This is a genomic window from Cytobacillus sp. GQ23 (assembly GCF_059758675.1).
In genome coordinates this window covers 21,624-35,293 of record NZ_JCAXER010000040.1, presented here as the reverse complement: position 1 = coordinate 35,293, position 13,670 = coordinate 21,624, and the positions used below count along the sequence as shown (strand labels likewise).

General features: G+C 44.9%; 12 protein-coding genes. 9 read left to right on the top strand and 3 right to left on the bottom strand.

The genetic code is table 11. The annotated features are described in order from the left end of the window. Positions 1-67 precede the first annotated feature (67 nt). Complete coding sequence (locus AC6CHU_RS23995) at positions 68-2,137, bottom strand: transglycosylase domain-containing protein (RefSeq protein ID WP_251284805.1); 2,070 nt, start codon at positions 2,135-2,137, stop codon at positions 68-70. 260 nt (positions 2,138-2,397) lie between these two features. Between AC6CHU_RS23995 and speE the strand changes: the two genes are divergently transcribed. From speE to AC6CHU_RS23955, 8 genes are all read left to right on the top strand, one after another. Continuing rightward, entirely contained in the window at positions 2,398-3,225 is an 828-nt protein-coding gene (speE, locus tag AC6CHU_RS23990; RefSeq protein ID WP_009332318.1) for a spermidine synthase, read from the top strand. A 61-nt stretch (positions 3,226-3,286) separates the two neighbouring features. Next, positions 3,287-4,168 (top strand): agmatinase, encoded by an 882-nt coding sequence (gene speB, locus AC6CHU_RS23985; RefSeq protein WP_236566181.1) that lies wholly within the window; start codon positions 3,287-3,289, stop codon positions 4,166-4,168. Positions 4,169-4,267: 99 nt separating this feature from the next. Continuing rightward, positions 4,268-4,462 (top strand): DUF4177 domain-containing protein, encoded by a 195-nt coding sequence (locus AC6CHU_RS23980; protein ID WP_159863494.1) that lies wholly within the window; start codon positions 4,268-4,270, stop codon positions 4,460-4,462. 169 nt (positions 4,463-4,631) lie between these two features. Further along, positions 4,632-5,084, top strand: a complete 453-nt coding sequence (locus tag AC6CHU_RS23975; protein ID WP_498122968.1) for a YwiB family protein — start codon at positions 4,632-4,634, stop codon at positions 5,082-5,084. Next, the gene (argS, locus tag AC6CHU_RS23970) at positions 5,071-6,738 is read left to right on the top strand and encodes an arginine--tRNA ligase (RefSeq protein WP_498122967.1); all 1,668 of its coding nucleotides are present in this window, start codon (positions 5,071-5,073) and stop codon (positions 6,736-6,738) included. The genes AC6CHU_RS23975 and argS overlap by 14 nt, the downstream gene beginning before the upstream one ends. Before the next feature lie 128 nt (positions 6,739-6,866). Next, on the top strand, positions 6,867-7,046 hold the full coding sequence (locus tag AC6CHU_RS23965; RefSeq protein ID WP_009332314.1) for a XapX domain-containing protein: 180 nt from the start codon (positions 6,867-6,869) through the stop codon (positions 7,044-7,046). A 310-nt stretch (positions 7,047-7,356) separates the two neighbouring features. Continuing rightward, the gene (locus AC6CHU_RS23960) at positions 7,357-8,259 is read left to right on the top strand and encodes a DMT family transporter (RefSeq protein WP_498122965.1); all 903 of its coding nucleotides are present in this window, start codon (positions 7,357-7,359) and stop codon (positions 8,257-8,259) included. Positions 8,260-8,282: 23 nt separating this feature from the next. Further along, complete coding sequence (locus tag AC6CHU_RS23955) at positions 8,283-8,825, top strand: cysteine dioxygenase (protein ID WP_498122964.1); 543 nt, start codon at positions 8,283-8,285, stop codon at positions 8,823-8,825. 29 nt (positions 8,826-8,854) lie between these two features. Here AC6CHU_RS23955 and uvsE read toward each other — a convergent pair whose 3' ends face one another. Both uvsE and cls read right to left on the bottom strand, forming a co-directional pair. Continuing rightward, positions 8,855-9,811 carry a UV DNA damage repair endonuclease UvsE gene (gene uvsE / locus AC6CHU_RS23950; protein WP_498122963.1) on the bottom strand — a complete coding sequence of 319 codons (957 nt, stop codon included), beginning with the start codon at positions 9,809-9,811 and terminating at the stop codon, positions 8,855-8,857. Positions 9,812-9,841: 30 nt separating this feature from the next. Beyond that, positions 9,842-11,023, bottom strand: a complete 1,182-nt coding sequence (gene cls / locus AC6CHU_RS23945) for a cardiolipin synthase (protein WP_251284807.1) — start codon at positions 11,021-11,023, stop codon at positions 9,842-9,844. Between the two features lie 277 nt (positions 11,024-11,300). Here cls and AC6CHU_RS23940 point away from each other — a divergent pair, with 277 nt between their 5' ends. Then, positions 11,301-13,412, top strand: coding sequence for a (Fe-S)-binding protein (locus AC6CHU_RS23940; RefSeq protein WP_498122962.1), 2,112 nt, complete (start codon positions 11,301-11,303; stop codon positions 13,410-13,412). Positions 13,413-13,670 lie beyond the last annotated feature (258 nt).

Below are 13,670 nucleotides of genomic sequence, written 5' to 3'. Positions count from 1 at the left end.
ATAAAGTAAAGTGACAGGTACCTATACCAGTTGAAGGAAGTGGTATAGGTACCTGTCACCACCAATTTCACGAAGCCCAACGGAACAGTTTCTTGTACCAAGGGGTTTCCGGCTTCTTTTCAGGCTGCTCTGATTTTTTTTCTTCTTTGTGGTTCAGGTGGTCTGTGCAGTATTCTGTTGGTTCTGTGCCTTCTGCGAAGTAGGTTAGGCGCTTGACGGGGCAGTTTTCCCCGGCAATTTTTCCATTGGCCGGATCGATGTAGACGCCGGCTGTTCCTTTAGGTGCTTTGAATTTCTTGGCCGGCTTCCCTTTATGGGCTTCTTCCATAAACCGGATCCAAATGTTTTTGGCATACGTTTTTTCAACGGTTTTGGTAAGAACCTGTCCTTTGTCATAGCCGGTCCATACCGCTGTGACCAGCTGTGGTGTAAAGCCGGCCATCCAGCTGTCTGTTTCGGTTGAACCCGACTTGCCTGCATAAGGGCGGGTCATATCATTGATAATGGTGCTTCCAGTTACCTGGGCATAGCCGTTCAGCTTCCGGTCAAAGATTCCTGTCATCATATGGGTCAATACGAAAGCCAAGTCCGGCTTCAGAACCTTCATCTGGAACGGCTCCTGCTCGTAGATGACTTCGCCTTTATGATTTTCCACGCGCTTTATCAGTACCGGCGATACCTTTTTCCCGCCATTGGCAAACATGCTGTAGGCATTCGCCAGCTCGATGACCCTCATTCCGGATGTGCCGAGTGCCAGGGAAGGCACCTTCGCCATTTTAGAAGTGATGCCAAATTTCTTGGCTGTATTGACAAGCGTTTCTTCTCCTAAAAATAAATGAGTTTTCACTGCATAGACATTGTCAGATAAAGCCAGTGCCTGGGCCATTGTGATATCATCATCCGCATATTTGCTGTTGAAATTATGAGGTGTGTAGTCCGGTGTGCCGTCCTCAAAGCGGAATGTCGTCTGCTCGCTCCGGATAGGTGTGGAAGGGGTGAATCCCTGCTCCAATGCCGCGTAATAGAGCAGCGGCTTGATCGTTGATCCCGGCTGCCTGACTGCCTGGACTGCCCGGTTAAAGGGACTCTCCTCATAATTCCTGCCGCCGACCATCGCTTTGACATACCCGTTTTTCGGATTCATGGCTACAACCCCAACCTGAATCTCCGAGTCTTTTGAAATCATTTTATCCACTGTTTCTTCCGCGATTTCCTGCTCCTTCAGATCCAGGGTGGTATAAACCTTCAATCCGCCCAATTCAATGGTCCGGTCATCCAGCTTCAGCTGCGTTTTAAGAGCATTGCGGACCGCATCCTGGAAATAGGGCGCGGTTTTCGTTCTCGGGTGCATATGCTCCCCAACCAGCTCAAGCTCCTCTGCAGCAGCAAGATCTGCCTCTTTTTGGCTGATCATTCCGTTCTTCACCATCGTCTGCAGAATCACCCTCTGACGCTGTTCTGCTTTTTCCGCTGATGCAAATGGAGAATAGATGCCAGGTCCCTTTGGAATTCCGGCTAAAATAGAAGCCTCAGCCAAAGTAAGGTCCTTGGCATCCTTCCCAAAATAAAACTGGCTTGCTGCCTGTGCCCCATAAGCTCCATTGCCGTAATAGATCGTATTTATATAGCCTTCAAGGATTTCCTTCTTCGTATAGTTCATCTCAAGCCTGATGGTATAAAAAGCTTCAAGCAGTTTCCGCTTCCAGGTTTTTTCGTGTTCGAGAAACAGGTTGCGGGCATACTGCTGGCTGATGGTGCTGGCTCCCTGAACCTTCGCCATTGCTTTAAGGTCAGCAAGAGCGGCACCGGCAATTCTTTTATAATCAAAACCGTTGTGCTCGAAAAAATTCTTATCCTCAATCGAAACCGTCGCATCCACCAAATGCGGACTGATATCATCAAGAGGTGCCCAGTAGCGCTTCTGCCCGTTGTGGCTTTCTCCGATCACCGTGCCATCATTCGAGAAAAATAAAGTCGACTGCGGAACAGCAAGCGGCGGCGGCCCCAGGATTTTTGCATATACCAATATTCCGCCAATCATCACAGCGGCCAAAGCCATTCCTATTAAGCTAATAATGAGAATCGCACGCAAATATTTCATTGTTTTTCTGAAACGCTGATCGGTCATTAACTCCAAGTATGGCACCCCCCTGAATCTTTGTAAGTGCTATGCAAAAAATAGAATAAGTATAAGTACATATCTTTAGTATTGAAAAAACGCTCTGATTTTAAACATCTTCTCTATTAAAAATCGAAATTTTTCTTGCAATTTTGCTAGATTCATCTATACTTTTTCTGTGTTTGTTATTTGCATGTTAGGGAAGTATAAAAGATGATCATGCTTTTTGCTGCTCTTTAAGTGATAATTCATTTTTTTATGGAAGGAATGATTCAAGAATGGGACTTTGGTTTACAGAGAAACAAACTGAGAACTTTGGCATTACGATGAAGGTGAAGCGTACTTTACATACAGAACAGACAGAATTCCAGAAGCTTGATATGGTGGAAACAGAAGAGTGGGGCAATATGCTTCTTCTTGATGACATGGTTATGACCTCAATCAAGGATGAGTTTGTGTACCATGAGATGGTAGCGCACATTCCTTTGTTCACGCATCCAAACCCTGAAAACGTTCTGGTTGTTGGCGGCGGAGACGGCGGGGTTATCCGTGAAGTCCTGAAGCACCCAAGCGTGAAAAAGGCGACACTTGTAGATATCGACGGAAAGGTTATTGAGTACTCAAAGAAATTCCTTCCTGAGATTGCAGGCAAGCTTGATGACCCTCGCGTGGATGTGCAGGTGGGCGATGGCTTCATGCATATTGCGGAAAGCGAAAATGAGTATGATGTAATCATGGTGGACTCAACTGAGCCGGTAGGACCTGCGGTAAACCTATTTACAAAAGGCTTCTATGCTGGAATCTCTAAAGCTTTAAAAGAAGACGGCATCTTTGTAGCACAGTCAGACAACCCTTGGTTTAAAGCAGACCTTATCCGCAACGTACAGCGCGATGTGAAAGAAATTTTCCCAATCACACGCCTATACACAGCCAATATCCCAACCTATCCAAGCGGCATGTGGGCGTTCACAATTGGATCTAAAAAATATGATCCATTAGAAGTAAGCGAAGACCGCTTCCATGAGATCGAGACAAAATATTATACAAAAGAACTGCATAAAGCTGCATTTGTATTGCCGAAGTTTGTTGCAGATTTAGTGAAGTAATTGACAGGCTGCTGCTTTATTGGAGCAGCCTTCCTGAATACATAAAAAGTGAGGGATGACCTTGGTTCGTTTTGATGAAGCCTATTCAGGCAATGTTTTTATTAAAAGCCATCCTAGTTATGAGGAAAGTGAAGCAGTCATTTATGGCATGCCGATGGACTGGACGGTCAGCTATCGTCCGGGCTCCCGCTTCGGCCCTGCCCGCATCCGCGAAGTGTCCATTGGGCTTGAAGAGTACAGCCCATATCTTGACCGTGAGCTAGAAGAGGTAAAATACTATGATGCCGGCGATATTCCGCTTCCATTCGGAAATCCGCAGAAAAGCATCGATATGATTGAAGAATTTATCGATCAGCTTCTGGCTGAGGGTAAATTCCCGCTTGGCATGGGTGGAGAGCATTTGGTTTCCTGGCCTGTCATCAAAGCCATGTATAAAAAGTATCCGGATCTGGCGATTATCCACATGGATGCCCATACAGATCTTCGTGTGGATTATGAAGGGGAGCCATTATCCCACTCAACGCCAATCCGCAAAGCAGCTGAGCTGATTGGTCCAGGGAATGTCTATTCTTTCGGTATCCGTTCGGGCATGAAAGAAGAATTCCAGTGGGCGAAGGAAGTGGGCATGCACATCTCAAAATTCGAAGTGCACAAGCCGCTGAAGGACATTCTTCCTAAGCTTGCGGGACGTCCTGTTTATGTAACGATCGATATTGATGTTTTAGACCCTGCCCATGCGCCTGGAACTGGCACAGTGGACGCAGGCGGCATCACTTCAAGAGAGCTTCTTGCTTCCATCCATGAGATTGCTCATTCAGATGTAAAAGTTGTTGGTGCTGACCTTGTCGAGGTGGCGCCTATCTATGACCCATCTGAACAAACGGCTAATACAGCGAGTAAACTGATCCGGGAAATGATTCTTGGATGGGTGAATAGGAAGTAACGTGTAAGACTTCAATAAACGGGGACATCGGTCTCCGTTTTTTTGTGCATGAAACTTTTCCCCCTATTTTACCGTATGAAAGGAAAAGGGGGATTTGTTATGTATGAACATAAATTTATTAAAGTGGACTTATCATCCTTTAAGCTGACGCCTGCTGAAGATTACCATGAAATTGTCAGGGAGCATGAAAAAGAAGGCTGGGAGCTGATACAGATTTTTGCACCAGGCATAAGGGGTTATGGAAATCCATCTTTTTATGAACTGATTTTTAAACGGCAAATTTCTGGGTTTTAATATATGGAACTCGCCTCTGGATTGGAAAGCGATATTGAAAGGGTGGAACATTCGGTTTCATCCTTTTTATATTCGACAAAATTCGGGTGGTGCCTGTCACCTTCTTGCACTTTCCCCATCAAGTATTTATACTTATATAGTTATATAAGATGAAAAGGATGTGTTGCCGTTGTCCAGTCGCTCAGCGGAACAAATGCCTGTGAAGATTAGTGTGAAGACAGATATTCGCAGTGGAGGCAGTAAAGAGACTTTTGAATTGACTGCTTTTGGCCGATACTATATAAAAGATTCTTCCCGGTTCCTTCAGTATGATGAAGTGATGGAAGAGGGAACAGTAAAGACAATTATAAAAATGTCCGATGCAGACGGGCTGATTTTACGAAGCGGCGCCGTGAAAATGAGGCTCCCTTTTAGAATGAATAAAAAGCTCCGCGGCAGCTACGAGACGCCTTACGGAGTGTTTGAGATGGGCACGGTGACCAAGCGGATGGTCCATCAATATGATGACGAATCTGGTGAAGGTTCGATTGAAATTTTATACGATCTGAAAATGCAGGGATCCCAGGCAGGTACATACCATTTGGCGATTACGTTTGAGGAGGAGAACAATGAACATAGTTGAGCAGGTGCAAGACAAATTAAAACAGGAAATCAAGGATGCGGTTGTAAAAGCTGGTTTGGCAGCGGAAGAGCAGATCCCTGATGTAATTCTTGAAATCCCGAAGGAAAAGGCTCATGGGGACTATTCCACGAATATGGCAATGCAATTAGCACGTGTGGCTAAAAAGGCACCAAGAATGATTGCAGAGGAGCTTATCGCTCATTTTGACAGCTCAAAAGCTTCCATTGAAAAAATTGAAATCGCAGGGCCCGGCTTCATCAATTTTTACATGAATAATTCTTATTTGACTGATCTGATTCCGGCCGTTCTGGAAGCAGGGAATCAATACGGAGAAACAACAGTTGGAAACAGCCAGAAGATCCAGGTCGAGTTTGTTTCAGCTAACCCAACAGGGGACTTGCATCTTGGACATGCCCGCGGCGCAGCTGTCGGCGACTCCCTATGCAACATTTTAGATAAAGCTGGCTATGATGTTTCCCGTGAGTACTATATCAATGATGCCGGCAACCAGATTAACAATCTGGCTCTATCGGTTGAAGCGCGATATTTCCAGGCTCTTGGCTTAGAGAAGGAAATGCCTGCAGACGGCTATCATGGCGAAGATATCATCGGCATCGGCAAAAAGCTGGCTGATGAGTATGGCGATAAGTATGTAAATGCGGATGAAAAAGAGCGTTTTGACTTTTTCCGTGAATACGGCCTGAAATATGAAATGGCAAAGCTGAAGCAGGATCTGGAAGATTTCCGCGTGCCATTTGATGTTTGGTATTCTGAAACATCCCTTTATAATAATGGCAAAATCGACACAGCCCTTCAGGCATTAAAGGATAACGGCCACATTTACGAAGAAGAGGGTGCAACCTGGTTCCGCTCAACAGCTTTCGGTGATGACAAAGACCGTGTGCTGATTAAAAATGACGGCTCTTACACATATCTGACTCCAGATATCGCTTACCATAAAGACAAGCTTGAACGAGGCTTTGAAAAGCTGATCAACATTTGGGGTGCTGACCACCATGGCTACATTCCGCGCATGAAAGCAGCCATCCAGGCGCTTGGCTATGACCGTGAGGCGCTCGAAGTCGAAATCATCCAGCTTGTACATTTGTACAAAAACGGCGAAAAAATGAAGATGAGCAAACGTACCGGCAAAGCGGTAACAATGCGTGACCTTGTGGAAGAAGTAGGACTGGACGCAACACGCTATTTCTTCGCGATGAGAAGCGCAGATACGCATCTTGATTTTGACCTTGATCTGGCAGTATCACAATCCAATGAAAACCCTGTTTACTATGCCCAGTACGCACACGCGCGTATTTCCAGCATCCTGCGCCAGGGTGAAGAGCAGGGCATGTCTGCCGGAGCTGCAGATTACTCCCTGATTCAGGCGGAAAAGGAAATCGACGTTCTGAAGAAAATCGGCGAATTCCCGCAGGCTGTCGGCGAAGCTGCGCAAAAGCGTATGCCGCACAGAATCACGAACTATATTTATGAACTGGCTTCCTCTTTCCACAGCTTCTATAATGCTGAAAAAGTATTGGATGCGGAAAATCCGGAAAGAACCAAAGCCCGTCTGGCATTGATCAAAGCGGTTCAGACTACTTTAAAGAATGCGCTGAAATTAATCGGCGTATCTGCTCCGGAAAAAATGTAATGTTCAAAGCTGGCACTTATTGGTGCCGGCTTTTTTCATGTTTTTTTACGAAAGAGGGGAAGCTAAAGACGTAGGTTTAAGGGGATAGGTGAATGGTAAAACATAGTAAGCCATTATAGGAGGATCTTATGAAAATTGTTCTTTTATCCATACTTACAGGATTTCTCGTCGGATTTGTCTTTGCTTTCATGAAGCTGCCGATTCCTGCGCCGCCTGCACTGCCCGGCATTATGGGGATAGTCGGCATTTACCTCGGGTTTAAAGCATATGAAGTGGTTCTGCCCTGGCTGCAGGGGATATTGAGATAGATTGGGGAAGGGTGTCCATGGGCACCTTTTTGTATGAGTGTGAACTTTCCTTTTGCAGTGGAAGCCGGGATTTGGTAAATAAACTAATCGCTAAAACTGTTGACTCTGTGGTGCGATTTTCTCTTATTTTCCGTCTCTGTTTTAAGGTTTTCTTCCTTCTGTGTCCGAAGCTGTCCCGGGTTCGGACTCAAGTCTCTGGTATCCTCTGTTTGCCGATTTTCTCTTCCCGTAAAAATCAACCTAAACTCCGCATGTTACACCGGGACGGGCATATCATGGTAGAAACCCCTCCGGAAAGGACATGCCGCTCATGAAGCCACAAATGGCAGCCTCACTTTACGCAACTATTTCAATCAGTTTTTGGGGAGTGTCATTTGTCTCCACCAAAGCTGTTTTGGATAAGGTGGACCCTTATACATTAATCATGCTCAGGTTTAGCATCGGGGCAGCCTTTCTGCTTCTTGTGCTTTTCTTGAAAAAATATCGGCTCCTGATTCCGCTCAAATATATTCCTCATTTAATTGTTCTTGGGGTACTTGGTGTGTTCGTCCATCAGGTCATCCAGGTCACAGCTCTAGAGACGATAGATGCTTCCTCTGCGGGATGGATTATTTCCTTTTCACCTGTTTTTACCGTGCTCCTCTCCATGATCTTTCTTCATGAAAAACTGACATTCTTTAAAACGCTGGGCATTATAACGGCGGTTTCCGGCGTGCTGATGGTAACAGGGGCGAGGAGCGGTCAGACGCTGGAATTTGCTTTTAATATAGGATATTTCCTTATGATCTTAAGTACACTGAATTGGGCCGTGTATTCCATCCTGGTGAAAAGGCTGCAAGTTAAGCTGCCTTCTCTTGTGGTCACTTTCTATATGAGTCTGCTTGGATGCTTGTTGACGATTCCCTTTTTATTGAGAGATAGGGGATGGGAGAAGTTTCATCTATTATCTGGTTCTGAATGGGCCCATATATTGTTTTTGGGCATATTTGTTTCCGGGATTGGCTATTGGTACTGGTCCAAGGCACTAGAGGTTTTGGAAGCTTCCAAGGTATCCATGTTTATCTACATGGAGCCCTTATTTACCCTGATTGCGGCCATTCTTCTGCTTCGTGAAAAAATTTTTTTCATAAGCATTATGGGAGGAATCATAATCATTATAGGAGTGATCATAGTGAATGGTCAGCTGAACTATTTTTCATGGAGGAAGCGATAATCCACAAGAAGGGGAGTCGTTTAATGAGGGAAAGGTTTAAAAACATACTAGATTCATTGAAATCACCTTCTGCGGAAGAACTTAGAAAGGCTTTGGCATCTCTTGATATCAAGCTTGAAGCCCTTCTTCCTTACCTGCAGCCGGCAGATGGAAAACCCTATTACCGCAAGCTGCTTTATCAAAATGATGAAGTGGAGCTGCTCGTCATGAACTGGTCAGATATTGAATGCGCCCCACATGACCATGGAAGCTCAAAAGGGTGGATCCAAGTGCTAAATGGAAATTCGGAAAACACTGTTTTTGAAGTGAAGGAAGGCGTTCCTATTGAGGTTTTTGCAGAGGTTAAGTCCAAAGACTCCTTCTTTTTTGCACCCAAAAAAGGTGTGCACAAAATGAAAAGCGCAGGAAGGGAAAATCTTGTTACTCTGCATCTTTATTCGCCACCAATTACAGGCATGAAGGTGTACGACCTGGAGAAGTGTGCTGCCTGTGTAGTCTCTGAAGACTGCGGGGCCTGGTGGCCAGAGGAGCAGAGACAAAAGGTGAGGGAGATTCAGTTAAAATAAGGGGCGTTCCCAGTGGGGGAACGCCTTTATTATTTCCACTCTACTTCCGCCCCTCCGATCCTCTTCACCCCGCGGATTGAGCTGATGTCCTCTGTCAGCTTGAGCGCAGCCTCATCCTTGGCTTTCGCTTCGATCATAAAATCGATGTCCCGGTTAAGGGGTTTCAGGACGTTGAGAAGGGGGCGGATAAAATCCAGGTCAACATAGTCGGCATGAGACCGGAAGGCTTTTTCCGATTTGGGCGAGGAAATATGGATCTTCGGCTTGAGTCCTGTCTTGTCCCATGTCTGAAAAATTTCTGGGAGAAGCTCTTCCAGCGGGTGGGTGCCGAGGTTTGCCATATGGTGATGATAATCAAATACAAGAGGAATGTTTTCTTTCTGGCAGGCCAGAAGAGTTTCATCCGCGTTATAGGTTTTATCATCATTCTCGAGTGTCATCTGCTCTTTAATATGAGATGGCAGCGTCTTGAGATTTTCATGGAAACGGTGGATGGTCGTGAGCTTGTCCCCGTAAGCCCCGCCAATATGGATATTAATGATGCTTTCGTTTTCAACGCCCATGGCCTCGAACATCCGGTAATGGTATTCCATATCTTTGACTGCGTTTCGGGTCACATCCTCGCGTGGAGATGTGAACAGGGTGAATTGATTGGGATGAAAGCTGACGCGGAGCCCATGTTTTTTAATCAATTCACCGATTTCAAGCCATTTATCCTTAAAGGGTGTGACAAAATCCCATAATACCTCCGGATGCGTGGCCAGGGGAACGATGGAGCTTGAAAGCCGATATAGCTGAATTTCATGGGCGATATTAAAATAAAGCATTCTTAACGTATTTTGCAGATTCACTGCTGTGACGGCCTTCAGCTTTTCCAGCTTTTCTTCCTCAGGCAATTGCTGATAGCGCGTAAAAGTCAATGTTCTTGCAGGAGATGCCTCCCACAAGCTGATGGCATGGGAAACATATCCCAGTCTAATTTTCAATTTGCAGCACCTTCTTTTTGCTGGCCTACTTTAAAGGAAGCTTGCCACAGACCGGGCAAGCATCTCTTTGAAAGTCCGTAAAGGATCCAGCCGGTTTAATTCTTTTAGCGCCAATCTCTTTGCATTTAGTATGTCTTTGTCTACAACAGCTTGGACCTGCTTAATGAACTCTTTGTCATAAATAAAGCAATTGATTTCATAATTTAAGAACAGGCTCCGCTTATCAAAATTAGCTGTTCCGACATCACTGATTTCATTATCGATAATAATCGCCTTTGCATGGTAAAAGCCCTTTTTGTACTCATACACATAAGCACCTTGTTTAATCAAGGTCCTTAAGTAAAGATAAGAGGCCTCTTTTACAAGAATATGATCCGTGATGCATGGGACGAGTATTTTTACTGTGACGCCGCGTTCCAGGGCATGAATTAAGTCCTGAAAAAGCCTTTTGCCCGGAATAAAATAGGGGGTCCCAATCGTAATGCTCTTTTTCGCCTTCCTTATTATGGAGGAGAAGCTTTCTTCTAAAAATGCCCCTTTATAAGATCCGAACTGATGGCGGGTATCTCCTGCAGGCAGCTCAGGAAAATAGACACTGTTTGCAAGCAGGTCAGTCTTTGCTGCTTTATACCAATCGGTTAGAAACTCTCTTTGCAGATCCTCTACCCCTTCACCACGGAATTTCAAATGATAGTCACGCCAGGGGGTCAGCTTTTTATCTAGATTGATGTATTCTTTGCCGATATTGAAGCCGCCAATGTATCCGATCTTTCCGTCAATGACGGTAATTTTCCGGTGGTTCCTTGCCTGAAATGAATAGAAAAGAAAAGGCAGCTTTGGCACATGGGCAAACGAAAATTTGACGCCGCTGCTTTTAAGATCCTTAACGGTTTTTCGTTTAACAGGAAGGCTTCCGGCCCAATCCAGCAGAAGGCGGACTTCTACTCCTTCTTTTGCTTTACCCTTTAAAATGGTTAAAAACTCCTTGCTGATTTTATCATCCTTCACAATATAAAATAAAATATGGATGTGCTTTTGCGCCTTTTTTAGCTCGGAGAATAAATCATCAAACAAAGCAGGCCCGTCTGCAAACAACTCCATATCAGACTGCCGGATGGGTAAGGCGGTCCGCTCAAGCTTTTTCATATGGCTTTTCCGGCCCCATGTAAAATCAATATAGAGCCATAAGAAGATGACGAGTAAAACGACCATAATGATATTCCAGACAGTCAATGCAATCTTCCTCTCGACAGGATTTTCCTGTTAGTATTTCCTGCAGAGCTTTTTCTATCATGAAATCTTCCCAAAAGGGGAGGACTTTTCACCTTTAAAAAGAATTTAATAAATGAAAATAATAAAATATTTCGAACAAGTTTAACGAAAAATGGTTGACTGAATGCTCATTCATAATATAATGGGAGTAAGTATAAATTCAGAAAATTATATTGTTTTTTAAATTTTCTAAGATGAGGAAAGGAGCTCCATGCCCATGAATGGTTTATTATGGATCAACTTAATTGCATTCCTTCTTGTAACCGCTTACGCCATCAGCCTGTTTGTCTATGTTGTGAAGACGCGGATTGAATATATCAAGCTTGGCAAAAAAGTGGAGTTTGACGGCAAGGTGAAAGAGCGCCTTGAAAAGATCTGGGTCAATGTGTTTGGCCAGAAAAAGCTTTTAAAGGATAAGAAAAGCGGCATCATTCACGTAATGTTTTTCTATGGCTTCATTCTTGTCCAATTCGGAGCGATTGATTTTATTATTAAAGGAATTAAGCCTGGTGCTCACTTGGCGCTTGGCCCTTTATATCCCGGGTTCACCTTTTTCCAGGAAATTGTGACCCTCATGATTCTTGTAGCAGTAATTTGGGCTTTCTACCGTCGTTATGTGGAAAAGCTTGTCCGTTTAAAGCGCGGATTCAAATCAGGTCTTGTGCTTATTTTTATCGGAGGGCTGATGCTTTCCGTTCTGCTTGGCAATGGCATGAGCATGATCTGGCATGGCCATGAAGGAACCTGGACAGAGCCGGTTGCTTCCCTGATTGCAGGCGGGTTCTCATGGATGGGTGAAACAGCCTCGATTGCTGTATTTTATGTCGCATGGTGGATTCACTTATTATTCCTGCTTGCATTCCTAGTGTATGTGCCTCAATCCAAGCACGCACACTTAATCGCCGGACCGGCCAACGTATATTTCAACCGGCTGGACAATCCGGGGAAATTAAAGGCGATTGATTTTGAAGATGAGACACAGGAAAGCTTTGGTGTTGGAAAAATTGAAGATTTTACACAGCATCAGATGATCGACTTCTATGCATGTGTGGAATGCGGACGCTGTACCAATATGTGTCCGGCAACAGGAACTGGAAAGATGCTTTCACCGATGGATTTAATCCTGAAATTGCGTGATCATTTAACGAACCACGGTGCTGCTGTCACGTCAAAGCAGCCATGGGTTCCGACATTTGCTTTTTCTAATACGAAAGGCAATCAGCTGGCCCTTGCAGCTGCCGGCCAGGGCGCAGAAGAAGCTGCGGCTGGCCTTGCATACAGCCCAAGTCTGATTGGCGAAGTCATTACAGAAGAAGAAATATGGGCTTGTACGACTTGCCGAAACTGTGAAGACCAATGCCCGGTTATGAATGAACATGTTGATAAAATTATTGATTTGCGCCGCTATCTTGTATTAACAGAGGGTAAAATGGACGCGGATGCACAGCGCGCCATGACCAATATCGAGCGCCAGGGCAATCCTTGGGGACTGAACCGCAAGGAGCGCGAAGACTGGAGAGAGGCACGTGAAGATGTTCTTGTGCCGACAGTGAAGGAAATGAAGAAGGCGGGAGAAGAGTTCGAATACTTATTCTGGGTTGGCTCCATGGGCTCTTACGACAACCGCAGCCAGAAGATCGCTCTTTCATTTGCAAAACTAATGAATGAAGCTGGCGTCAAGTTCGCGATCCTTGGCAATAAGGAAAAGAACTCTGGTGATACACCAAGGCGTCTTGGAAACGAGTTCCTATTCCAGGAGCTTGCTGCGAAGAACATTGAAGAGTTTGAGAAAAATGAAGTGAAGAAAATTGTCACAATCGACCCTCATGCCTACAATATTTTCAAGAATGAGTATCCGGATTTCGGATTAGAGGCAGAGGTTTATCACCATACTGAAGTTCTTGCCCAGCTTGTGGAAGAGGGCAAGCTGAAGCCGCAATATGCAGTGGAAGAAACAATTACCTTCCATGATTCCTGCTATCTTGGACGCTACAACGAGGTGTATGATCCTCCTCGTGAGATTCTTAAGAGCATTCCGGGTGTCAAGCTTGTGGAAATGGAAAGAAACCGCGAAACCGGCATGTGCTGCGGAGCGGGCGGCGGCCTGATGTGGATGGAAGAAGAAACCGGACACCGCATCAATGTCTCACGCACAGAGCAGGCATTGGCAGTGAATCCATCTGTGATCAGTTCAGGATGTCCATACTGCTTAACGATGCTGTCTGATGGAACGAAAGCTAAAGAAGTGGAAGAACAGGTTCATACGTACGATGTAGCTGAAATTCTCGAGAAGTCTGTGGTGGGCGAAAGCCGGAATGTAGCATCCTAGCATTATGAAAGTGGAAATTGAAGCACGTCCGAAATTCCCGTAAGGCATTTTGACGAAAATGTTTTTGCCTGAATTTTGTGTAAAGTGTTTCAATTTCCGCTATTTTTCTAGTAAAATAGAAAATGATAAAAGCGCTTACATTATTTCAGGGAAAATCCTATTTATTTCAAGTCCTTTCGAGCGAGCGTTCAGTCAATGACCGCACCTTCACAAACAGTTAACTTCAATGAGATCTGCAGCATAGACGCTATTTTTTTC

Excerpts from the sequence above, each read along its gene's own strand:
- speE (WP_009332318.1), top strand. The coding sequence starts at position 2,398 with ATGGGACTTTGGTTTACAGAGAAACAAACTGAGAACTTTGGCATTACG.
- AC6CHU_RS23980 (WP_159863494.1), top strand. The coding sequence starts at position 4,268 with ATGTATGAACATAAATTTATTAAAGTGGACTTATCATCCTTTAAGCTG.
- argS (WP_498122967.1), top strand. The coding sequence starts at position 5,071 with ATGAACATAGTTGAGCAGGTGCAAGACAAATTAAAACAGGAAATCAAG.
- AC6CHU_RS23965 (WP_009332314.1), top strand. The coding sequence starts at position 6,867 with ATGAAAATTGTTCTTTTATCCATACTTACAGGATTTCTCGTCGGATTT.
- AC6CHU_RS23960 (WP_498122965.1), top strand. The coding sequence starts at position 7,357 with ATGAAGCCACAAATGGCAGCCTCACTTTACGCAACTATTTCAATCAGT.
- AC6CHU_RS23955 (WP_498122964.1), top strand. The coding sequence starts at position 8,283 with ATGAGGGAAAGGTTTAAAAACATACTAGATTCATTGAAATCACCTTCT.
- cls (WP_251284807.1), bottom strand. The coding sequence starts at position 11,023 with ATGGTCGTTTTACTCGTCATCTTCTTATGGCTCTATATTGATTTTACA.
- AC6CHU_RS23940 (WP_498122962.1), top strand. The coding sequence starts at position 11,301 with ATGAATGGTTTATTATGGATCAACTTAATTGCATTCCTTCTTGTAACC.